This is a genomic window from Marinobacter alexandrii (assembly GCA_039984955.1).
In the GTDB taxonomy this organism is placed as follows: domain Bacteria; phylum Bacteroidota; class Bacteroidia; order Cytophagales; family Cyclobacteriaceae; genus Ekhidna.
This window is the reverse complement of record JBDWTN010000005.1, coordinates 697,927-721,647: the sequence shown is the minus strand read 5'-3', so window position 1 is coordinate 721,647 and position 23,721 is coordinate 697,927. Positions and strand designations below refer to the sequence as shown.

At 40.0% G+C, this 23,721-nt stretch carries 13 protein-coding genes; 6 read left to right on the top strand and 7 right to left on the bottom strand.

Translation table 11 applies throughout. The features are described from left to right. Window positions 1–26: 26 nt before the first annotated feature. Genes ABJQ32_03745 through ABJQ32_03730 form a run of 4 tightly spaced genes read right to left on the bottom strand, consistent with a single transcriptional unit; the run spans window position 27 to window position 5,982 of the window. A complete protein-coding gene (locus ABJQ32_03745; protein ID MEP5288734.1) occupies window positions 27–1,190 on the bottom strand; it encodes a methionine aminotransferase in 1,164 nt (387 codons plus the stop codon). 55 nt (window positions 1,191–1,245) lie between these two features. Beyond that, window positions 1,246–2,550: an FGGY family carbohydrate kinase gene (locus ABJQ32_03740; protein ID MEP5288733.1), complete on the bottom strand. Its 1,305-nt coding sequence runs from the start codon at window positions 2,548–2,550 to the stop codon at window positions 1,246–1,248. A 1-nt stretch (window position 2,551) separates the two neighbouring features. Continuing rightward, window positions 2,552–3,829: a hypothetical protein gene (locus ABJQ32_03735; protein MEP5288732.1), complete on the bottom strand. Its 1,278-nt coding sequence runs from the start codon at window positions 3,827–3,829 to the stop codon at window positions 2,552–2,554. Window positions 3,830–3,873: 44 nt separating this feature from the next. Next, on the bottom strand, window positions 3,874–5,982 hold the full coding sequence (locus ABJQ32_03730) for a bifunctional aldolase/short-chain dehydrogenase (GenBank protein MEP5288731.1): 2,109 nt from the start codon (window positions 5,980–5,982) through the stop codon (window positions 3,874–3,876). A 117-nt stretch (window positions 5,983–6,099) separates the two neighbouring features. Between ABJQ32_03730 and ABJQ32_03725 the strand changes: the two genes are divergently transcribed. Next, window positions 6,100–7,122: a GntR family transcriptional regulator gene (locus ABJQ32_03725; GenBank protein ID MEP5288730.1), complete on the top strand. Its 1,023-nt coding sequence runs from the start codon at window positions 6,100–6,102 to the stop codon at window positions 7,120–7,122. Between the two features lie 2 nt (window positions 7,123–7,124). Here ABJQ32_03725 and rhaT read toward each other — a convergent pair whose 3' ends face one another. Genes rhaT through ABJQ32_03710 form a run of 3 tightly spaced genes read right to left on the bottom strand, consistent with a single transcriptional unit; the run spans window position 7,125 to window position 11,003 of the window. Then, on the bottom strand, window positions 7,125–8,171 hold the full coding sequence (gene rhaT / locus ABJQ32_03720; protein MEP5288729.1) for an L-rhamnose/proton symporter RhaT: 1,047 nt from the start codon (window positions 8,169–8,171) through the stop codon (window positions 7,125–7,127). A gap of 10 nt (window positions 8,172–8,181) precedes the next feature. After that, complete coding sequence (locus ABJQ32_03715; GenBank protein MEP5288728.1) at window positions 8,182–9,597, bottom strand: L-fucose/L-arabinose isomerase family protein; 1,416 nt, start codon at window positions 9,595–9,597, stop codon at window positions 8,182–8,184. 2 nt (window positions 9,598–9,599) lie between these two features. Then, on the bottom strand, window positions 9,600–11,003 hold the full coding sequence (locus ABJQ32_03710) for a family 43 glycosylhydrolase (protein MEP5288727.1): 1,404 nt from the start codon (window positions 11,001–11,003) through the stop codon (window positions 9,600–9,602). Window positions 11,004–11,280: 277 nt separating this feature from the next. Here ABJQ32_03710 and ABJQ32_03705 point away from each other — a divergent pair, with 277 nt between their 5' ends. The 5 genes from ABJQ32_03705 to ABJQ32_03685 are packed head-to-tail and all read left to right on the top strand — an operon-like array spanning window position 11,281 to window position 23,717. Next, window positions 11,281–14,442: a TonB-dependent receptor gene (locus ABJQ32_03705; GenBank protein ID MEP5288726.1), complete on the top strand. Its 3,162-nt coding sequence runs from the start codon at window positions 11,281–11,283 to the stop codon at window positions 14,440–14,442. Between the two features lie 12 nt (window positions 14,443–14,454). After that, on the top strand, window positions 14,455–15,942 hold the full coding sequence (locus tag ABJQ32_03700) for a RagB/SusD family nutrient uptake outer membrane protein (protein ID MEP5288725.1): 1,488 nt from the start codon (window positions 14,455–14,457) through the stop codon (window positions 15,940–15,942). A 29-nt stretch (window positions 15,943–15,971) separates the two neighbouring features. Beyond that, window positions 15,972–20,603 carry a FlgD immunoglobulin-like domain containing protein gene (locus ABJQ32_03695; GenBank protein ID MEP5288724.1) on the top strand — a complete coding sequence of 1,544 codons (4,632 nt, stop codon included), beginning with the start codon at window positions 15,972–15,974 and terminating at the stop codon, window positions 20,601–20,603. Window positions 20,604–20,609: 6 nt separating this feature from the next. Then, window positions 20,610–22,289 carry a hypothetical protein gene (locus tag ABJQ32_03690; protein MEP5288723.1) on the top strand — a complete coding sequence of 560 codons (1,680 nt, stop codon included), beginning with the start codon at window positions 20,610–20,612 and terminating at the stop codon, window positions 22,287–22,289. A gap of 3 nt (window positions 22,290–22,292) precedes the next feature. Beyond that, a complete protein-coding gene (locus ABJQ32_03685; protein MEP5288722.1) occupies window positions 22,293–23,717 on the top strand; it encodes a sulfatase in 1,425 nt (474 codons plus the stop codon). Window positions 23,718–23,721 lie beyond the last annotated feature (4 nt).

The following is a 23,721-nucleotide window of genomic DNA, read 5'->3' as shown; positions in this document are numbered from 1 at the left end:
AGAATCTATTTTCATAGATCATCTTATCAACCTTTCAATTTCATTAATCGTTCTGCTGCGGCTTCAATTGTGCTTTCCTGCTTTGCAAAACAGAGTCTTATCACCTTGTCCTTAGGAGGGGTTGTATAAAATGGTGACATAGGTATGGCTGCTACTCCAATTTCGGAAGTTAAATGTTTCGCAAAAGCCAAATCGTCCAAATCACTTACTTGATCGTAGTTGTAAGCCTGAAAATATGTTCCTTTTGCTAGTTTGGGTGTTAAGGGTACATCCTCAAATAGTTGGTTCATACGGTCTCTCTTTTTCTGGAAAAAGGAGGGGAGGTACTCGTAATTCTTTGGTTTATCTAGGTAGTCTGCTATAGCAAATTGCACAAAGGAATTGGTGCAGAAGACATTCCATTGGTGGATGGTCTTAAATTCACTTATTAGATACTCAGGCCCTACGATATAGCCCATTTTCCAACCTGTGGCATGAAGAGTCTTTCCGAATGAAAATACAGCCATGGATTGCTGAAAGAGCGCTGGAAATCTCATGATACTTTGATGCTCTTCCTGATCATAGATAAGATGTTCATAAACCTCATCGCTCAATACAATGATGTTTCTGCTCGATACAATGTTTTCAAGGGCGTTCATGTCCTGCTCGCTTAGAATAGTACCGCTAGGATTATGAGGTGTATTGATGATGATCATTCGGGTTTTATCATTCACCATATCTTTTACCTTATTCCAGTCAATTTTATAATCTGGGTAGGTCATTGGGTATGGCTTCACGATCCCTCCTGCCAGTTGAATTTGCGGGGTATAGCAATCATAGGCAGGTTCAAATATGATGACTTCATCACCTTGATTTACAAATGCCACGATTGCAGTGTAGAGTGCCTGCGTAGCTCCAGCAGTTACACAAATCTGGTTATCAGGATTGATCGGCATACCATACATTCCTTCCATTTTCTTGCTCAAGGTCTGATTGAGCTTTGGAAGGCCGGATAATGGGCAGTACTGGTTTTTGCCTTCCGAGACATATTTGGATACAAGCTCTTTAAGTTTTTCATCACATTCGAAATCAGGGAAGCCTTGCCCAAGATTTATCGCCTTATGCTCAGTAGCCAGCTTAGACATGATGGTAAAGATGTTGGTTTCACCAGCTGTGAGTTTAGATTTTATGTGAACATGATTGTTTGTCATGACCTAAAAATACGGGTGATTAGCTGATTATAAAAAGAACGATTTTGATTTGACCTCAAAACATCACCATCGCTGCACCCAAGGCTGAGCCAATAGGATTTTCGCTTTCGATGATTTCTGCCTTTGGAAGGTGGTATCCGAGAGCTTTTACAAATACATCATTATTAACAAAACCACCATCAATGTAGAGTCGCGCAGTATTAGATATGTTGACTAGCTCCAGAGACTTGAGTTGTATAGCGATCAAGCTATGAATGAGGAAAAAATAGGCATCTGCGAAATTATCATAAGGATTCTCTTTGATCAGTTCGAATGGCCTCAAAATCTCGTCATTCTCTACTTTTGCAGGCTTTAATATCTGCTTGCCTGAATCTTTAATAATTCTGCTATACCTCTCAGTATCAAACTTAAGGTTCCAGTAATCTCCAGGTTTCTTTTTGAATCGATCAATCAGTTTACTGACTTGAAATTCATGCTCTGCTCCCAACATAGCCCTGCTAGCTTTCACATGATTGGCCATTGGATCGAGGAAAAATAGACAGTCAGTGTCCAAATCTTGCTGACTAAGTGATTGTTTATTGAATGGATTTAGTGAGATATTCCAGGTTCCTGTAGAAAGTAAAATAAAAGGCTTTTCAGATTTTTTAATGTACGGTATTAATGCTGCAGAGCTATCATGAATACCTACTCCAATAGCTATTTCTTTATGAGTTTTTCCTGCAAACGTTCGGTTAGAAGAAACAGGTAGAGGAAGGAGATGTCTTATATCCTCTAGCTCTGTCCATTTATGATACCCTTCATTTTCGTAATCCCAAAGTCGGGTGTGACAGCCAATAGAAGTATAATCAGCCATGATCTTATCGTGAAATAGATAAGCCAGGTATTGAGGAAAATGTAATGCTTGTTTTACTTTTCGAAACTTCTGTGGATGTCTGTGTTTCAGCCAAAAGAGCTGAAATCCACTGTTTAAAAGTTCCAGGTTTGGAGAACAGAATTCAAGAGAAACTGTTTGGGAGTTGTATTTTTTGTCAAATAACTCTGAGAACTCAGCTCTTACTGGTTTTAAGTAGTTGTAAAAGGGTAGAATTGGGTTTCTTAGTTCGTCCAAATAAACTAGACTTGCGCCGTAGGTGGAAAAATTTAGATACGTAATCTGATACTTCTTAAGAGCGTTGTATTTATTAAAAGTGGCTTGAACCCAAGCAACTAACTTCTCCAAATCTTCGCAGGGAAACCCATCTTCATCCATGGTTTCTTCAAACTGGATGTTTTCTTTTTCCAGCACCTCAAATGAATGATTAAAAAGGAAAAATTTCTTATTGGTCTTACCTATATCGAATATGGCAATGGCATCTATCATACTACAGGCCAGTTGCTACTGAATCGCTACCTCGATCTTTGGTTAGTGTCTGTCGGATGTTATTCTCGCGATAGAAACCGACAGGATCAAGACACCCATCGTTTCGTTTCATAGCCTCTTTTATCAAAGGCCTTACATCTGTGCGAAAAGCATTTTGTAAGATTTGCTGAGCCCTTACTGCATCATTATTTTGTCTGGCACCTTCTAGGTTATCGAAATCAATTAATAGCGCCTGAGCATATGCTACCAGAATCGCTTCGGTAGATTGGAGCAGGTCTTCAATAGGATCTTTCAGGTTATGACTTGCATCGATCATCCACGCTGGAACAGGGTTATTTGTTTCACTCGCTCCTAATACCAATTCGACAAAAATTAAGTAGAGTTGATATGGTTTGAGCGAACCAACTGATAAATCGTCATCCCCATATTTGGAGTCGTTAAAGTGAAAGCCACCAAGCTTTTGTTCCATCATAAGGATCGACACAATCTGCTCAATGTTTGTGTTTGGTAAATGATGACCGAGATCAACGAGGGTATATGCTTTATCTCCAAGCTTACTTGCTAAGTTGAAGGAAGTTCCCCAGTCGGGAATAACCATTGAATAGAAATTAGGTTCATACGGTTTATACTCAATGAGCATTTTCCAATCGCTAGGAAGCTCTTTGTAAATCTCTTCCAGTGATTGCAAGGTTTTTTTGAATCGCTCTCTGAAATTGATCTGACCTGGAAAATTACTTCCGTCTGCTAACCAAACAGTCAAAGCTTTTGATCCTAGCTTATCACCAATTTTTATAACATCGATATTATGGTCTACTGCTTGTTTTCTCACGTCCTCATCTAAGCTGGAAATTGATCCGTGCTTATAGCTATGCTTTTGCCAGGATTGATCTTGAAAGGTATTTGAATTCACCGCATCAAACTCCAACTCCAATTCCTTAGCTGAGGTCATCAATGCATCAATATCTTCAGGTATATCCCATGGAATATGTAGCGAAATAGTTCCGTTGGACTTATTCAACGCATGGATAAGCCCAACGTCTTCCAGTTTATCGTTCAGGTTTCTGGGCTCACCACCTTCGGGAAATCTCCCAAATCGAGTACCTCCAGTACCAAGAGCCCAACTAGGGATTGCGATTTGAAAGGATTGAAGCTTTGATAGAATTTTCTCTACATCATAATTTTCAGACTGAAGTTCCTTAGCCAAGGCAGTATAACGTTTGTTATGGGCCTCTTTGCGGGATGTGTTGAAATCAGCTATTTGATCCTTAGAAATGCGCATAGGTTAGTAAAATAGGTAAAAACGGATACATAAGATAAAGGAGACTACCTCACGAAAGCAGCTGCAACTCCTCCATCCACATTCAGGATATTTCCTGTGGACTTTGATAATAATCCACTGACATATGCGAATGCCGCATTAGCAATATCTCCAGTGCCTATGATTTCATTCATTAAGGTTCGCTTGGCATAGTGTGCTGGTAACTCCTCTACTGAAATGCCATAAGCTCTTGCTCTTCCTTCGGCCCATTTACCTTCCCAGATTTTGCTGCCTTCTATTACAGCATCAGGATTTACCACATTAACTTTGATCTTATCTGGTCCAAGCTCCGCGGCTAGTAGTCTTGACATATGAGTCTGTGCAGCTTTTGCCGTACCGTAACCTGCATTGTTTGGTCCAGATACCAATCCGTTTTTGCTCGCAATATTTACGATATCACCCCCGAGAGCTTGCTCTCTCATGACTTTTACTCCCGCTTTAGAAACCAGGAACTGACCTTTGACTATGACGTCCTGTAATAGCTGCCAGTCACTTTCTTCAGTATCACCAAGAGGCTTAGATATAGCCAAACCAGCACAATTGACTACAATGTCTACTCCGCCAAAAGCAAGGCTTGCTTCTTTGAATGATACATCAATGTGTTCACTGCTCGTTACATCTAATTGAACTGCAATGGCATGATCAGTAGTGTAATCTTTGGATGCTTCATTAACTCGGTCTTCATCTACATCGGTAAAGACAACACATGCTCCTTCGCGAATAAACTTGTCAGCGATGGCTTTGCCAATACCTCCACCAGAACCTGTCACTAAAGCAATTTTTCTACTCAAAGGTTGTTCCTTCGGCATCCGCTGAAGTTTAGCTTCTTCTAGCAACCAATATTCAATATCAAATGCTTCTTGAAGTGGGAGAGAGGTATAAGAGCTTACTGCTTCCGCACCTTTCATTACATTGATCGCATTGATATAGAATTCAGAAGCTACACGGGAAGTTTGTTTGTTTTTAGCGAACGAGAACATTCCGATTCCCGGCCATAAAATGATCACCGGATTCGGGTCTCTCATTGCTGGACTATTAGATCGCTTACACGATTCATAGTAGTTTTTATAATCTTTTCTGTATTCTTCAAAGAGAGGAATCAACCGATCCTTAATTACTCCAAGATCAGATAAATCCTCATTGGGTGTAAGATCCAATACCAAAGGTTTGATCTTCGTTCGCAAGAAGTGATCAGGGCAGCTGGTACCCATTGGAGCAAGTTTTTCCAGATCAGCACTGTTTATGAACTCAAGAACTGCATCATCAGAAGAAAAATGACCAACCATTCGGTTTTCACTGCTGCATAGGCCTCTCAAAGTAGGAGCTAGCGCTGCAGCCTGATTTTTGATTGTATCTTCATCAGGAGATGTCACTATTGAGCCTCCGAATACCGGTCTTTTAACTCCGTAATTATTCTCCAGATATTCAATTGCCCTGTTGATCTTATCCAGACTGTTTTCATAGCATTGCTTAGCGGTATCTCCCCATGTAAATAGTCCATGTCCACCAAGTATTATTCCTTCTATTTCAGGATTTTCCTCGAGCGCTTTTTCAAGTTGTAAAGCCAAGTCAAAGCCAGGTCTTTGCCAAGGGATCCAAGCCATCTTATCTCCCCAAAGTTCTTTCATAATCTGTTCACCGTCCTTTGCTGCTGCAATGGCGATGATGGCATCTGGGTGTAGGTGGTCTATATGGTCAAAAGGTAAAAAAGCATGAAGAGGGGTGTCTATGGAAGGTGCTTTTGAATCAAGATCGAAAATGCAGTGATTAAAAAGCCCCACCATTTCATCTTCGTACTCAAGTCCACGATATCTTTTTTTCAGGTTTTGTAGCCGATTCATATACAATCCGGCTAGTCCGCTTCTTTTAAGTGTGCCAATATCACCCCCAGAACCTTTAACCCACATTACCTTGGTTTCTTCACCGGTTAGGGGGTCTATTTCAATTGTTTTACAACTGGTGTTACCTCCTCCATAATTTGTTACACGAAGGTCTGCTCCCAGGATATTGGAGCGATATAAGAGTAAGTCTATTTCACTGGATTTTAGACTGTCTGCTTTTTTGTCATCCCAGCGATTTTCGACCAATTTAGATGTGGCTTGAGATACTTCCATATAGGGTTTAATGTGTTTAGATGTCAAAGTAATATTCTGGGCGCTCGTTTTGCATCCTGTACTATGCTGACCAAATCACATTGTAAAAGTTATATACTTGTGGTTGAAATCTTAACTATGTGGGAATTTAGTATCAATCCAGAGTCAAGAACTCCGAAATACAAGCAAATCATCGATTCAGTAATTAATGGAATAGAAAAAAAACAATTACATATTGGAGACAAGATACCGTCTATCAATGCGATAAGTGAAACTTATTTGCTTTCTCGTGATACAGTAGAAAAAGCCTACTCACAATTAAAAGAAAAGAAATTCATAACCAGCGTAAAGGGCAAAGGATATTTCATTGCCAATACAGACCTGGTTTCGAAGATCCATGTATGCCTAATTTTTAATAAGCTAAGCCCGTACAAAAAAATGATCTATGACTCCATTGTGAGAGGTTTAGGGGATACCGCATATGTGGATTTGTATATTCATCATTGCGACCCTGAGATTTTTGATGATTTGGTTACAAAGAAGCTTGAAGAGTATTCCTACTATGTGGTGATGCCAAATTTTCACGTGATCGATGAAAGGGTGAAAAGTACGTTGAAGAAAATTCCTGATACAGAACTAATCATATTAGATAGGCAAATCCCTGAACTAGTGGGAAACTTTGGTAATGTCTACCAGGACTTTAGAACGGATATTTATGAAGCTCTTACATCAAGTATAAATGATGTGAAAAAATATAAAAAGGTGTATCTCGTTTTTCCTGTAAATGAAGTCTATCCATATCCAAAGGAGATTATTTTAGGATTTAACGACTTTGTAAGACAAAATAGCCTCGAAGCTCAAGTGATGGATGATATTGAGGAAGATTATGAGGTTAATAAAGGCGACCTGTTTATTGTGATTGATGAAAATGACTTAATTAATCTCATTAAGGCAATCCGTGAAAAAGGATTGAAAACAGGAGATGATGTGGGTATCATTTCTTACAATGAAACACCACTGAAGGAAATACTTGAAAATGGGATCACTGTAATGACGACTGATTTTAAGGCGATGGGTAAGGCAGTTGCTAATATGATTAAGTCAAAGAAACTGATCCAGGAAAAAAACGACTTTGTGTTCATAGAGCGGAATTCGCTTTAGATTTACACGCTAGTGGCAATCTGCTCTGCCATTCCAATGATCAACGTACTGAGGATTAAAATAAAAATTCCAAGTCCTAAAACGACAAGCACTTTTCGTTTGACTCCTTTCCATTCTCCAGTGATCAATCCCCACATAGAACTAAAGGCAATGATGAATGCCATATGAATGGACCAGCTGGCAAAATCGTGCTCTCCCATCTGGGTCGTACCCATTCCATAGAACATGAATTGCAAATACCAGGTGATTCCGGCCAAAGCTGCGAATAGGTAATTCATTTTCAGCGGACTGGAAGTATCCTTATAGTCCTTCCATGACTTTTTCTTGATGTTGAGAAGAATACTCCAAGCAAAGTTGGTAGTAGCACCACCTAGAAGTATTACAATAAATATTGGTCCATTGACCCATAACTCATTGGTTCCGGCAATGCTGGCAGAAGCAGCAAGGGGAGCTCCGGCTTGAATACCAAATGCGAAACAAGAACTCATGATACCGGCAAAAAAAGCCACTATGAGTCCTTTCTTTAGATCGAACTCTTTGATGCCTTCTTTCTTCTGATCTTCACTCAAATGTTGCTCTTTCAGTACACCTGCCTTACCGCAGAGGAAAATGCCAATGAAAGAAACCAATACTCCAAACAAGACTATTTGACCATTCGTGCTTTGGGTTATATCTATGAATGAACCATCATAAATAGGAGGGATGAGCGTACCGAAAGCAGCGGTAAGGCCTAGTGCCATGGCCATCCCAAGCCCAATACCAAGATAGCGCATGGTTAATCCAAAAGTGAGTCCACCTATTCCCCACAGTATGCCAAAGAAATACGTCCAAAAAATAGTATTTACCTCCGCTTGAATCAGTATCTCTAAAAGGTCAGGAATAGTAAGAACAGCAACGAACCAAGGCATGATAATCCAGGCAAAAAATCCATTAACCAACCATCCGGACTCCCAGCTCCATTGGGTTATTTTCTTTAATGGAAGATAAAAACTACCGGATGCAAATCCTCCTAGGGCATGGAAAAAAATTCCGAGTGCGGAACTGATCATAAGTTAGTTATTAACAGATTTTGATAAAGGCAATTCCTAAGAGATCAGCGAGCTTTTCTATTTGACCAGCAACATGACCAACACCTATGGCCATGTGATGAGAGGGACCAGCTTTGCTCCACTGATTGATAAAGTCTTTTGGTTTTAATTCAAATTTATACCGACTATTGGTGTTGCCAATTTGTAGTGTAGGACCCTCCACAGACCGACCCTCAGCACATAGAAGAAAAAGCTTTCCGTCTCCTGATTCACAAACAGATAAAATGGTCACTGCTCCATGACTGACTTCCATTTGAATGGATAACCCATTGCCTGGTTTTCCATGATAAACAGGTACAGGTACCAAACCTACTTTACCTTCTGCTATCGCGAAATGAGCAGGTCCATCATGTCCCAGCAGGATCACATCATCATTAAAATCCATTGCATAAAATTCAGCAAAAGACCCGCCCGCATTGAGTGCATCCATGATCTTCATTGCGTGTACATTCTTTATTTCATATTCGCCAGCTACAGGGATATGATTGCCAGTAAGCAAAGTGAAACCAGGAATGAGTGAGGTGACAATATTTTCATATGCAGGATCACCTTTTCCTTCATAATAGTAGGCTAGTGAATCAAGATTATATCCATTGACTAAGTTATCCAGTGCAATGGAAGTAGTGGCTGCACGCTCCAATTCATAGTTAGAACACTCATTTGATATATTGAAAGCAGATTGAAACTCTTCTCTTTTTTTGTTTATTTCCTCTTTAGAAATCTTTTCACTTAAAGCCTTTAATTCACCGAATTCTAAGATTTGAAATTCGCTTCCCAGTACAGCTGAGTACCTCGCTAGATCGCTATACACGTCAAGCATGCCATTATAATAATGTCCCAATATTCCCACTCTATTTTGCTTAAGTGTTTTGACCGTTTTCGCAGCTTGTATCCATTCAGATATGTCAGTCCATACCTCGGGATCCTCTAAGTGTCCGGAAACGAGTCTTATCGGTAGATTAGCTTTTGAAAATACGCCACCAACCTCAGGCGCTACGCATGCCTGGCAGTAAGCCAGCCATTCTCCAGTCATTTTTCCTCTATCGCCAAGACCATTGATGAAATCATAATCAATTGAAGCTGTAGGTTGAAGATTAAGGATAAGAGTAGGTGCTCTACTATCCCGTACAATGGGTAATATATTTTGAGATAAACCGTATGTAGAAATGTTGACGATGAGTAGATCTATTTTTTTTGAATCAAAAGCTTCAATGGCTTTTTTTACTCTTTCAGAGCTATCCACCATACCCACATCTGTGACGTTGGCTTCTTTGGAGATTCGTTCCGAGATTTGCTTGTGATAGCCGAGCAATCGATCCAGCAAGCTGTCAAATTGTAGCCAATAGGTATCTAAACCAATAGCGAAAAGACCAATATTTGTTTTCATGCTTACTTTAGTTCTACTTCCCACTCATCTACCCATTGCATCCGTTGAATGGAACCATCTTCATTAAATTGAAGTGGAGCGCTCCAATACTGAAAATCATGACCTTTGATGTTGTCATTTGCTGAACCCCAGAGATCACCCATCCAGATATATTGAATTCCATTCTTTGTTGGCAGTTCCATCACATACGATTGTTGTGCCGGGATGATCGGTTGTTTGCCAATACCTTCGCCAGATTCAAATACCATGATTTTACTCTGGCCTTTGTTTATTTCTACTTCAAGTAATGATAGTTGATCATAAGAATAGCTTGATACTTTCAACTCAAGGTTAAGTGCATTGAACGAATCGAATTCGAAGGTCAAAATGTTTCTCAGACCAATTTTCTTGATTACTCTGTTAGTAGGGTTAACTTCAATACCATTTGCAGAAAAGGAGAATTCCGGTATGGTGATAGGGGGATGTACCCATGCTGAATCTACTGCACCACAAAGTCCATTACGATTGCCAGTAAATACTTGAATTTGTACGGTTGAAATTGGAGCATTACTGATATTTTCTATTATCAGACCGTTTTCTTTCTTAAGCCGATAAGTAAGATTGATGTTTTTCATACCGTCGGTAAGCTCTGGCGCATACTTTCCAGGGAACCGGTTGATATTGCTAGAAAACTTATAGGGGCCAAGTGGATCTTTCGCTGTGTACACTCTGGCACCAGAGCCGTAATTACAAAAGCAACAGGTATAATCAGTCAGTAGATAATACAACCCCTCGCGCTTAAACATAGATCCCGCCTCCACGTGCTCAGCAATAATGTTGCTGGTCTCCATAGTAGATTTAGTATAGCTTGAATTTAATCGTTCTACTACCAATTGATGATTTTGAATACTGTTGTATGAGATATATGCTATATTATCTTCATCTACAAAAAGGCCCAAGTCACCCACTCCAATTTCTGACTTAGATACTTTTGTATCAGGATTTACGATCTTAAAAGGTCCTTCAGGTGTTTTACTTACTGCAACACCAAACTGCCCGTCCCAAAGTTTTGGATACCAGTTATACCATAGTACATACTGCTTGGTTTGCTTGTTGTAAATAACATGAGGACGGTAGTGAATTCCTTCAGGAGCGTCTTTGAGTAAGTCACCTTCCAGTTTCCAGTTCATCATATCTGTAGAACTGTAGGCCACATACTTATTCGCTATTGTAAAACCATTAGTATTACTGTATTGAGTGCCGTACCAATAGAACTTTTCACCAAACTTTATGACTCTTCCATCATGGGCGTCTACTATTTTTCCAGAGTCATCACTTCTCGGTGTTACATTGCTAATTTGGGCAACTTGTGATATTGCAGAGTTGATAATCACATAAAGAAAGATTACCGCAAAATTCAATCTCATAAAGGGCTGTTTTTTGGATCTGGATTGAAAATTTAGCTCACTGAAAATGAGATAGTATCCTGTTGTGACCTGCTTAACGGATTGGTTTTAAAACGATTGCATAAAAACAAAACATGACAGCATAGTACAGGATGGATGGGTAAGAGACCACTGTTAATTTTCTGAAAATTTCATAATCTACGGATGACATTGGAACCTCATTTTATGAAATTTCTAACTTATTAATCAACCTATTGCTATTCTAATAATGAAGAGCAACATCGCTTAAAGAAAAACTATGAAAAGACGATTATTTATAGGTGTATTTATTGGTTGTCTCTTTGGATTGCATGTATTTGCAGTTCAAAGCAACATAATAAATGGTAAGGTCACCGATGCTAGCACGGGGGACGTATTGCCAGGAGTTACAGTCCGGCTATTAAATACCACACAGGGAGCGGTTACAGATATCGATGGTAATTATCGCATAGAGACTTCAGATACGGATGGTACCTTGAGGTTTTCATATGTGGGATTTGAGACACTTGAAGTTCTTGTTCAAAATAGAAACATCATTGACATTTCCCTTCAGGAAGACTTACAAGCACTCAATGAAGTTGTGGTTGTAGGATATGGTCAGCAGAGGAAGGCTGATTTAATAGGAGCTGTCACGAAAATTGACAGTAGGCAGATTGAAGAGTTACCTGTTGCGTCTTTTGACCAGGCACTTAAAGGACTTTCGGCAGGTGTACAAACCAGACAATCAGGACAACCAGGAGGGGGAGTTACTGTGACAATAAGAGGAGTAGGATCTGCAAATAATAACAATCCACTTTATGTAATTGATGGTTTTCCAATCGGAAACATTGGTGGAGGTGGAGATAACTTCAATCTTAACTGGTTATCAACCAGCGATATCGAATCGATCAGTGTATTAAAAGATGTTTCCGCAAAGGCTATTTATGGTTCTCGAGCGGCTAATGGTGTAGTCATTATTACGACAAAAGGAGGTAAAAAAGGTAAGCCTATAGTGTCTCTCAGCAGTCGAGCTGGATTTCAGGATATACCAGAATATCAGAAACCGAAGGTAATGAATGCAACGCAGTTAGCGAGGTTTCAAAGAGAACGTATAGAAGATAACATTAGAGCAGGAGGAAATGAACCTACCGAAGAAGATATTCCAGAAGAATTCAGAAATCCGGAACAATATGGCGAAGGAACCGACTGGTTTGATGAGCTAACCCAAAACGGTATCTTCCAAGAGCATAATTTAAATATGCGTGGAGGAACTGAGAATGTAAACTATAGCTTTTCTGTAGGGCACTTACAGCAAGAAGGTGTTGTCATAAATACAGAATTCGAAAGATATAGTGCACAAGCAAAGGTTCAGGGAAAAATCTCTGATCGATTGACATACGGTATCAATATGGCGCCCAGTTATACTCTGCGAACTGGTGGTAGCACCGATCCTAATGCTTCTAGTGGTTTTGGTGTATTCGGCTCAGTTTTATCTACCTATTGGGCTGATCCTTCTGCACCAGTGAGAGATAGAAGTGGAAACATTAATGGGGCAGCACTGGGAGATTTGACAACTTTTTGGGTGGCAAGCCCGGTGGCAAAAATGAAATGGATAAGAGATGAGCGAGAAAATCTCTCAATGCTTACTGGTACAAACTTGCAACTAAAGATCATAGAAGGCTTGACTGCTAAAACTTCTTTCAGTTACAATTTCAATACTCGGAACGTGAATACATTCACTCCTTCCAGATTACCGGGAAGTTCACTTCAACCGAATCCGGAAGGAAGCGGCTTAGCAACAGCAGGATATTCAGAAGAGAGTAGAAAAAATTGGGTTTGGGAAAATACAATCAACTACAATAAGAAGTTTGGACGACATGACGTCAATGTACTTCTGGGGTACTCCATGGAGAAACGAAGATCGGAAGGTGTAGGCATCAATGCCAGAAATCTTATCGAGGAGAGTTTCCAATTGCCGGTATCCTCAGGAAATGTAAATACCGAAAACGTTAACAATTTTACCGGTGGAACTGGAGCTACCCAAAACCGCTTGATTTCCTATTTAGGACGCGTTAACTATGTATTTGACGATCGGTATTACTTTACCGCATCTGGTCGTGTAGATGGATCTTCCAAGTTTGGAAAATCAGAAAGGTATGGTTTTTTCCCTTCCGCAGCAGCAGCCTGGAGAATTTCTAACGAATCCTTCTGGAGTGGATTGAAAAGTATATTCAGTGACGTGAAGGTTGAGGTAGCATATGGTTTTAGTGGTTCGAATTCAGGAATAGGAAATTTTGCAGCTCAAGGAAATGTAGGTCAGGTTAATTACGTATTTGGTAGTGGTAGTGAAATAGGACTTGCTCCGGGAAGTGTAGTTAATGGACTGCCCAATGATCAAGTAATATGGGAAGAGACTGAAGAGTTTGATATTGGGTTAGATATCGGATTATTGGAAAACAGAATTTATCTCTCGCTTGATTACTACAACATGCGAACCATCGACTTCCTGACGAACATACCTGTGCCTGTTACAACTGGCTTTGGAAGTATACCTGGAAATGCAGGTCAATTTAGTAATAGAGGAATCGAGATAGAACTAAACACCTCTGATCTGATCAAGCTGGGTAGGTTTTCATATGATATCAATTTAAACTTCACCAGAAATGTCAATGAGGTAGAAAAGTTGGCTAACGAACAGTTGCTTAGAGGAGCGGCAGGAAATGGCTCATCTTTTACGATTACTAGAGCAGGATTGCCCATAGGGAATTATCGAGGATTGAAAATCACCGGACTATATACTCAGGAAGAAATAGATGATCCAGACGTCCTAAAATATCCTGGAGCAGTAGTGGGATCAATTAAATACGTAGATGGAGATGGAGATGGTCAGCTAGAAGATGAGGAAGATTATTTGATCTTAGGTAATCCTCTTCCAGATTTTTATTACGGAATGACTCACCGTTTTGCTTATCGAAATTTTGATCTAACTATATTAATGAATGGGGAGGTAGGGAGCCAAATTTTTGATATCAGTAAGCAAAGCACGGAGAACCTTGATGGGGTTTTCAATTTGCTGACCGAAATTGAAAACAGATTTAGACCAGGCGATGATCCTTCTACCAAGACAATACCTACTACAGTCTCTGCTACAGGGAAGTGGAGGATACCAAATTCAGACTCGGTCAAAGACAATGACTTTTTGGCTGTGACCAATATCACCTTGGGTTACACTTTTAGCCCGAATGATTGGGCTACCAAAGTATTTAATAGACTCAGGGTTTACTCCAGTGTTCAAAACCCCTTCTTCATCTATAAGGAATTTGAATTAGGTCATCCGGAAACTGCAAGAGTAGGGGATAATACATTAGTGCGAAATGTATTTCAAGGGAGTTTCCCCATCGCGAGAACATATACGCTAGGTCTGAATGTGACATTTAACTAAGCAATGAACGATATGAAAATTAAAATTTTAACCATAACAATCATTAGTTGCTTAGCATTGAGTAGCTGTGATGACTTTCTGGATGTAGCTCCGGAAAACTCTTTCTCTGTAGACAACTTCTTTAAAAATGAAAACGAAGTAACAAGATCGGTCAATGCAGCCTATGTAAAGAATAGAGCCATACATCAAAATTTGCAGTGGAGGTTTGGTGAAAACAGATCCGACAACAGTAGTTTTCAATATAATCCAGATGATCGGGGAGGCTTTCTAAATGAACAACTAGATGAGTTTTTAATGAATGCCGATAATCCAAGTATTGCAAATTATTGGAGCGAGGCATTCGATGGAGTAACCAGGTGCACATTTGTTCTTGAAAATATTGATGATGTAATATTCTCTGATTTTGCATTGAAGAATCAGAGAAAAGGAGAAGTTTATTTCCTAAGGACTTGGTATTATTTTAATCTGGTTAGACTATATGGTGATATTCCATTACCTCTATCAACGGTATCCAATGTAGACGGTGCACTTACTTCGGAATTTACACAGCGTGTAGATAGGGAAGTAATTTACGATACGCTCTTTTCAAATATTGATAGTGCTATTGAGTTTTTGCCAGACGAATGGGATTCCGAAAATACTGGAAGAGCTACCCGTGGAGCTGCTCTGATGCTAAAAGCTAAAATGCATATGGCAAGACAGGAATATCCAGAAGCGGTTAGTGCTTTAGAGGAGTTACAAACAATAGGGTACTCATTAGTGGCAAACTATGTTGATGTTTTTGATCCAAATAATAAGAATCATTCGGAATCTATATTCGATATTCAATATGATTTTAATCTAGGACAAGGGTCAAACTTTGTAACCTCATTCATCCCATACAATAGTGGGGGAGATTTATTAGCATTTGGTCAATTGGCACAATCTAGAGCTGGGCAAAACCAACCTACACAAAGCCTTATTGATTTGTATGAAGATGGCGATGATCGTCTGGAACATAACATAGGTTATTATGTGGATGAAAATGACAGCATACCATGGATGAAAAAATATGCTTTCGAGTTCCTTGACCTTGGAATTACCAATGTAAACTGGCCAATGTTCAGATATGCTGACGCACTGCTCATGTTAGCAGAGAGTCGTGTAAGATCTTCTCAGGCTGTAGATCAAACAGCCATTGGTACAATAAATATTATCCGATTAAGATCTGGAGTAGGTCCCGTTAACCCCTCTTCAGTAGAAGATCTGCTTCAGATTATTGCAGATGAGAGAAGAAGAGAACTGGCTTTTGAAAATCATCGCTGGTTTGATTTGGTTCGCACTGGTCAAGCTGAAGCTGTGATGATGGCGCATGGAGATGTGCAAAAGACAGAAAAGGGTATTCTAGGAGAAGGTGGAATAATAGCACCTGAAGCGTACACGAATATTCGAACCACTCTGGCCATACCTACCAATCAACGCCTTCAGTTTGGATACACACAAAATGAAGAATGGGAGTAAAATCTGATAGCTATTTAATCTGAATAAACATGAAAAAAAATTATATAATACTATTCTTCCTGACGATGACTGTATGCACACTAAGTGCACAAGTCATCGTGTCAGAAGACTTTGATTATACGCTTGGTTCTAACTTAGGTGGAGCAAATAGTGGAGTAGGATGGGGAGGCGCTTGGGAGGCTTTAGCCACCGAGAGAACAATTATTGATGATACCCTCAGAAATTATCGAACGGGAAAAGCAAGTGGTACCTATATAGACCTTTCTGTCACGAGTGCCAATGAAAACCTCCGCTATCAGAGGGCTTTATCTACACCAATTACGGATGATGGAAATGAGTATTGGCTAGCCTTTACCATGGATGTTGAAACGACTGGTGGAAATGTAGCCAACCTTATTCTTCAAGATGATACCGATGGTTTTAAATTTATCATCGGTAGAGTTGGATCAGGGGCTCTTGCAGTAGGAGCACCCGGTAGTTTTCAAAATGTGAATGGGGTTTCTCCTAATCAATTGAATTGGTTGGTGGCCAAGATCACCTTTACAGGAGATGCGGTAGAAGATACTGTTCGGTTGTTTGTAAATCCGGATCCTTTGGTTGAGCCTACGGACGATATGGCAGGCGCAACTTATGCAGGAGGTATTATGAATTCTGGCACCATCAATTCTGTCCTCATTAGAGCAGAGAATGCAACATCCATTACTGCCAGTTTTGATGACATATATTTAGGCAACTCTTATGCAGATATTGTTCCGACTTCTGCTAAAGACATACCGCTATACGCTCCAGTAAAAGAAACCTTCGACTATGCCGCAGCTTCTAATATTTCAGGGCAAGGAACTGCTTCGGATGGTTGGGGAGGATCTTGGGAGCTTACTACGGGTGCTAATCAGGTAATTGTGGAAGACTCAGTTTCAATCCAAAGTTTATTAAGGTCAACCAGAGGTAATGCTTTGTTATTTGATAATGCGCTAGGAGAAACAAGACTGACTCGATCTCTCAGCCAAACATATGAGGACAATGGACTTACCTATTGGTTTAGCTACTTTGGTGATTTTGAAGGGGCTGATGCTTCGGATCTAATGCTACCAATGCTTATAAACAATGGCACAGAAACTATGGGAGCTGGTGGACCTGGTGGTCAATTTGCTGCAAGTGGTAAGTGGGATGGAGCATTTCAATTCGGAGTTGGAAAGTTCTCAGGTGGCTTTGCGAAAGATGTAACAACACTCATAGAAGATGGTGCTCATTGGTTAGTCATGTCAGTTGAAACAACTGGCAATGCAGACGCAGACACGTTGAGGTTATTTTTAGATCCAGATCCTGGATCAGAGCCTCTAATCGGTGAAGAAGTTGCAAAATTTTGGTCTACCAGACTCAATGATGGATGGCAAGCTATAGGTATAAAAAATAGTGCTGGAAGCTTGAAAACTACAATAGATGATATCTATTTAGGTATTGAGTATGCTGATGTAGTTCCTGAAGACCTTGCAATCATAGATGTTGCTCCGACAGTCGCATTCGAAAAATTCGAATATACAGTTGGTGGTGGTTTGTCAGGAAATGGAGGAACAGAAAATGGATGGGCAGGTCCATGGGAACTCATCGATGAACCCGAGCACACCATTATTGGTAATGGCATCCTTAACAATGATCTGTTAACGCTTACTACAGGAAACGCACTTCTTATGGACGCAACGGTAGGTGAATCCAGATATGCCAGGCCTTTGGCTAATAGTTATGAAGATAATGGACGTACCTATTGGATGAGTTTTTTCGGTGACTTTGAAGGAGCTGAAGGAGCTGATTTGATCAATGTAATGTTGATTGATAATGCTTCCGAAGAGATGGGAGCCTCTGGACCTAATGGTCAATTTGTGGCTGTAGGTAAGTGGGATGCTGCATTTCAGTTTGGATTAGGAAAATTTTCTGGAGGATTTAATAAATCTCCGGATAATATCACTGTAGCAAGTGATACATCTCTCTGGTTTGTAGTATCCGTAGAGACAAATGGCACATCTGATGGAGATACAGTAAGACTCTATCTTAATCCAGATCCCGGAGTAGAACCTGTTAAAGGTGAAGAAGATGTTAAATATACAGTTAGCACACTGAATGGAGGTTGGAGAGGTATCGGTATTAAAAATGGCTCTGGCTTGGTAAAGGCTAGTATCGATGATATTTACTTAGGAAATAGTTTCAGTGATGTTATTCCCGGAGACTTAATAAGTGTCGTAATACCTGAACCAGCTTTTGAAAGTTTCGATTACGCTGCAGGAACAATATCTGGAGCAGGTGGTTCAGAAAATGGATGGGGAGGTCCTTGGCAAATACTTAGTGGACCGGAACCAAATATTGTAGAAGATTCAATAACCAATATTGATGTTTTCAGGCAGACTTTGCCAAATGCATTAAATATTGATGCTACAGCAGGAGCAACAAGAATGTTCCGTCCCTTGGAAAGTACATACGGAGATAATGGGTTGACCTATTGGCTAAGCTTTTTTGCGGAATTCAATAATACTACAGATAATGGAGTAACGACTGTGATGCTCGTTAATAACGATACGGAATCACTTGAAGCTTCTGGAGGCAATGGTCAGTTTGTTGCAATAGGTAAGTGGACTTCTGCAGGATCTCTTGCAATAGGTTCATTCGGCCCTTTTGGTCAATCGGTAGCAACAGACGTTGCAGAAGGGACACATTGGCTAGTGGCTAGGATAGAGACCAATGCCACTACAGATAGAGATACAGTAAGACTATTCTTAAATCCTGATCCGAATGTGGAACCTACCGTAGGACAGGAGATTTTAAAATTTGCCGCTTCAGAGTTGAATGGAGGTTGGCAAGCGATCGGTATCAAAAATGATGCAGGAGTCTCAAACTCATTAATAGATGACATCTATCTGGGCACATCTTATACAGATATTGTTCCTGGTGACTTAGTCAATATAGAATCTCTATTTACCGCAGGATCAACCTATGAGGGGTTCGATTATACTGCAACTGCACAGTTAGAAAACTTCGGAGATAGATCAGATGGTTGGGCCGACGGATGGCAGAGAACAAATGGAGATAGCATTCTCCTGGAAGCAAATAGTATTACATCTGATTTTACTAATCCGACTGGTAATAAAGCCTTGATCAACTACACGATCGATACCGTTCAATATGATCGAGAGCTGTCTGGGCGATTTGAAGATGATGGAAGTACGGTTTGGATGAGCTTTTTGATCGATTTTCAAAATGCGACAAGTATTAACACAGAAGCAAAAGTTGTGTTGATGGACGGAACTGAAGAAAAAATTGGATTTGGAAGAACAGCCGGTTTCAACCGAATTGGTTTGATATGGGATCCTGAAATATTTGAATTTATTACAGAATCAGATGCTGAAGGTACGAACTGGATTGTGGTACGAATAGATTTTTCTGGGGATGATAATCCTGAGGACTTTCATATGTGGATTGATCCAATACCAGAAATTCAGCCAGCAACCAACCAGGCAGATTTGATAGTGAATGCAGATTCGGAAAATAGACTAGCTATGAACAGTGGATTTGATGGGGTAAGAATTACTGCCTCAGGTGGTCCTTCTATCACCTTTGCAATAGATGAATTAAGATTGGGATACAACTACGCAGATGTTACTTCCATCCAAGAGGAAATTCCTGAAGAACTAATTGCAAGAGAGCAATTCAGATATCCTTCGGGAGAATCGTTATTGGGGCTTGGGTCATCTGGAGACCAGTGGGCTGGCCCATGGGAATTTGGAGCTGGAGGTGGAGGTCCTGCCAGCATTGATGCAGGAAATCTTAGTCTTTCTGGTTTAAGCGGTAAAGATAATAGTACAACTCTTTTAGCTGGAACAGGCGTGGGACCAGGCATCTTCTCTAGAAGATTGGCCACTCCAATCACGGATGATGGCAATACATACTGGTTTTCGTTTATTGGAAGAGCTAACCAAAATGTAGGACAAGGAGGATTTGGAGATGCTTCCGGAGACAATCTGGTTCTTTTCGGAAAAAGAAACCCTGATGTAGAAGCTTCCATACACGATATTGGCGGTGATGGTGATTTTGTAAAGACAGCTGTAAATGCAAGTCAAGTTAACTGGTATGTCGCAAAAGTCATTTTCTCAGGTGATGCAGAGGCTGATAGCGTGCTGCTCTGGATGAATCCAGATCCTGAGGTAATACCTGATCCAAATTTTCCAGATGCAGTACTCGAGGTTAATTCACTAAATGATGGGATCGCAAGTGTATACTTTCGAACAGCAGGTGGCGTCACAGAATTATCCATAGACGAGATTCACTTAGGTACAACATTCGAAAGTATAGTACCACTTGGAGACGTTGGTGGAGAAGGACCACTGGGACTTGATGATGTCACAGATTTCATTAACTACCCCAATCCATTTGTAGACCTAACCACCTTTCATTTTCTGCTGGAACAGAGAGAGCAAGTTCAATTATCTATATTAGATCTGAATGGCAAGGAGGTGTTGAGAATACTGGATGGGCAGCAAGCCAAGGGAGAACATAAGATTACATGGGACGGTACAGGTAAAGATGGCAATAAGCTATCAACTGGAATGTACCTCTATCGATTTGCTCAAGGAGGTAAATTTAAAATAGGTCGATTGATTCTATTAGATAAATAATACTGAATGAAATTTTATTGCATAGTACTAACATTACTAGTTTCTCTGGGCCTTTCGGCCCAGAGTCTCACTGTTAATTTGGACGATCCACAACAGGAATTTGAAGGCGGTGGTGTTTCTGTCAGTTTATTTCTGGGACATCATTTTAGCATGAATGCTGAAAATCAAGATAAAGCTGTACGCTTGATCAATGAGGATATAAATATGCAGTATTTGCAGGATTACCCTGATGAAAGATATCCATCTGATGATCCTCCTTATTTTCAGCGTAGGGTGGATTATTTTAAAGCAGCTAAAGCCTATAATCCAGAGATAAAAATATCCATGGTTGGTAATAAATTTCCTGATGATCTTCGAACAGACCAGGTGGTAAATGGAAATACCTATCGCGTTTTAGATACCGATGATCCTGAAATTTACGATAAGCTGGCCGATTGGTTTTTTCAACTTTTCCAGTATTATAAAGACAATGATCTGGAAATTGAAGTATTCAACGTGGTTAACGAGCCGGACCTTATAAATCCCTGTACAGGAGGCTCTTGTAGACAGTATGAGTATGGTTATGATGGTGATACAAAAAAAGGAGTAGCACTTATTTTTTCTCAAGCTGTGCCAAAGTTCAAGGCTATGCTAAATGATCCCACCATCAACACTTCTGGTATTAAAATGCCTCTCATTATGGGGCCAAGTTCTTTCTCTCCCAATGGTTGCTTAACATATATAAAGTATTTCAAAGAAAATTATCCTGAAGCCTGGGATCAAATTGATATCGTTGCAGTACATCAATATGGAAATGGCGCAAGAAGTGATCTTTTCCAGGATATACTTGGAGAGATAGGAGATAAACCTTTTCATCAATCTGAAACGCATGCTGCAAAAGGCGCTGGTGGAATTGATGATCTCGGAAATTTACCCGTATCCGAAAGTGTGCGCACGGTATTGTCACTATCCAGAATATTTAGCACTGCTGTTAATAATGGGGTAAGTGCCTGGTATTATTTTATGAATAACTATCCAGGGGATTTTCAACCTCCTGGACTGATACAAGTTGCCTGGCAGTCAGATAACCCTATACCGTACAAGCATTATTATGCATACAAGCAATTGACCACTGCTCAGCCTGCTAATTCCAGCGTATTATCGTATGAAGCAGACTTTCCTAGTGGGGATATTGTTGCATTCAAGCATCCGGATGTAGATACGTTGTATGTTCAGATAGCGAACTACCTAAGTGTCAATAGGAAGATCACAATTTCGCTCGATAATGGCGGAGTAAGCGAACCGATGTTGGGAGTCAAAGCTGAACGAACCGATGATACACGAAATAGTGAAGAAATCTTGAATGAAGTTTATGAAAGTCCGGCTTCTGAAATAGAGTTTGTTACTACTCCTTATTCATTGAGTACTCTGAAAATTGGTTTGGGAAGTACTATTACATCGGTTGGTGAGAGTCAACTAAGACAACCATTAATCTCACTTTCTAGTGAAGGACTAACAATCGAATCAGAAACCGCTATTGAACAGGTAGCTGCTTATTTATTGTCAGGAAAAAGGCTTTTTAAAGTTGATGACATTAGATCAAACAAATATGTCAATACCGAAATGAATCAATATTCTGGTTTGATCATCCTTAAAGTCCAAACTATCGACAATCAATTTTCCAAAAAAATCTATTTAAACAAATAACAAATGCGATATACGTTCTTTCAGCCATTTGGATTTGCAGCTCTTCTTATTGTTTTAATCATCTCCGGATGTAAATCTGGTTCAGACCAGCCGGCTGCTTTAGATAAACCTAACGTTATCGTTATCGTAGCAGATGATCTCGGCTGGAGTGATTTAAGTAGCTACGGGAATAGTTTTATTGAAACTCCTAACCTCGATGCACTCGCTTCAAAAGGGGTTCGATTTACAGATGCCTACGCACCTGCATCACTATGCAGCCCATCTCGTGCAAGTATTGTGACGGGATTACATCCAGTGAGAGTTAATATCACAGAGCATATTCATGGAAATCGGCCTTCTGGACCTAATAGGAAATTAGCTACTCCACCAATTGATCAATCTTTAAAATTGGAACATTACACAACAGCAGAGGCTGTAAAGAGGGAAGGCTATACCACTGCATATGTGGGTAAATGGCATTTGGGTGGTGGAGAATTCAGACCCGTGGCTCAGGGGTTTGATCATATGTATGCAGCCAACTATCATGGTTTGCCAAACACCTTTAATTATCCATTTTTCAACCATGGAATGGAGGATATAAAAGCAGATTCAGAACCCGGTGATTATCTAACCGATAAATTAACGGATCACTTCATTGATTACATCGGAGGTGTAGAAAACAAATTCTTAGCTTATTTAAATTTTTATTCCCCACACGTACCCATAGAAGGTCCGGAAGATCTGGTTGAGAAGTACGTACAAAAAGCTGGAGGTGTAGAAGATGGCCCAATTCCTAATCCTCATTATGCCGCCATGGTGGAGGCAATAGATAGAAATGTTGGTAGGTTGCTAGATTCATTGGACAGTTTTGGACTCCTCGAAAACACAGTAATTATTTTCACTTCAGATAATGGAGGTCTTTCAGTCAGAGAAGTACCTGCATTTGCGAAGCACACTCCGCCAACAGATAATTTCCCATTAAACGAAGGAAAGGGATATTTGTACGAAGGAGGTATACGAGTTCCCTTTATTATGTACAATGAAACGTTGTTTAGAGGAGGAGATAATAATAAGCCAGTATCAGGAACAGATATTCACAACACGGTTTTGGATTTATTGGGTAGAAAAGATTTTACTTCGGATGGTAAATCCATCCTTCCGATGATCAGAGGCGAAGAAAGGAATAAGCCAATTTTCTTTCATGTTCCACACTACAGTCCTCAAGGAGGTCATCCTGCATCAGCAGTAAGAAAAGGTGCTTATAAACTCATTTACTTATATGAAGATGATAGCTATCAGCTCTACAATCTGGCGAATGATCCAGAAGAGATGAATGATTTATCTATTGCTGAATCTGAAAAGGCAGAGGAGCTTTTAAATGACCTTCAGGAGTGGAAAAGAAAACTGGAAGCAAAAGACCCTTCGACAAATCCTAACTATATCGGTTAGTTAG

Coding starts and splice junctions, on each gene's coding strand:
- ABJQ32_03745 (MEP5288734.1), bottom strand. CDS start 1,190: ATGACAAACAATCATGTTCACATAAAATCTAAACTCACAGCTGGTGAA.
- ABJQ32_03740 (MEP5288733.1), bottom strand. CDS start 2,550: ATGATAGATGCCATTGCCATATTCGATATAGGTAAGACCAATAAGAAA.
- ABJQ32_03735 (MEP5288732.1), bottom strand. CDS start 3,829: ATGCGCATTTCTAAGGATCAAATAGCTGATTTCAACACATCCCGCAAA.
- ABJQ32_03730 (MEP5288731.1), bottom strand. CDS start 5,982: ATGGAAGTATCTCAAGCCACATCTAAATTGGTCGAAAATCGCTGGGAT.
- ABJQ32_03725 (MEP5288730.1), top strand. CDS start 6,100: ATGTGGGAATTTAGTATCAATCCAGAGTCAAGAACTCCGAAATACAAG.
- rhaT (MEP5288729.1), bottom strand. CDS start 8,171: ATGATCAGTTCCGCACTCGGAATTTTTTTCCATGCCCTAGGAGGATTT.
- ABJQ32_03715 (MEP5288728.1), bottom strand. CDS start 9,597: ATGAAAACAAATATTGGTCTTTTCGCTATTGGTTTAGATACCTATTGG.
- ABJQ32_03710 (MEP5288727.1), bottom strand. CDS start 11,003: ATGAGATTGAATTTTGCGGTAATCTTTCTTTATGTGATTATCAACTCT.
- ABJQ32_03705 (MEP5288726.1), top strand. CDS start 11,281: ATGAAAAGACGATTATTTATAGGTGTATTTATTGGTTGTCTCTTTGGA.
- ABJQ32_03700 (MEP5288725.1), top strand. CDS start 14,455: ATGAAAATTAAAATTTTAACCATAACAATCATTAGTTGCTTAGCATTG.
- ABJQ32_03695 (MEP5288724.1), top strand. CDS start 15,972: ATGAAAAAAAATTATATAATACTATTCTTCCTGACGATGACTGTATGC.
- ABJQ32_03690 (MEP5288723.1), top strand. CDS start 20,610: ATGAAATTTTATTGCATAGTACTAACATTACTAGTTTCTCTGGGCCTT.
- ABJQ32_03685 (MEP5288722.1), top strand. CDS start 22,293: ATGCGATATACGTTCTTTCAGCCATTTGGATTTGCAGCTCTTCTTATT.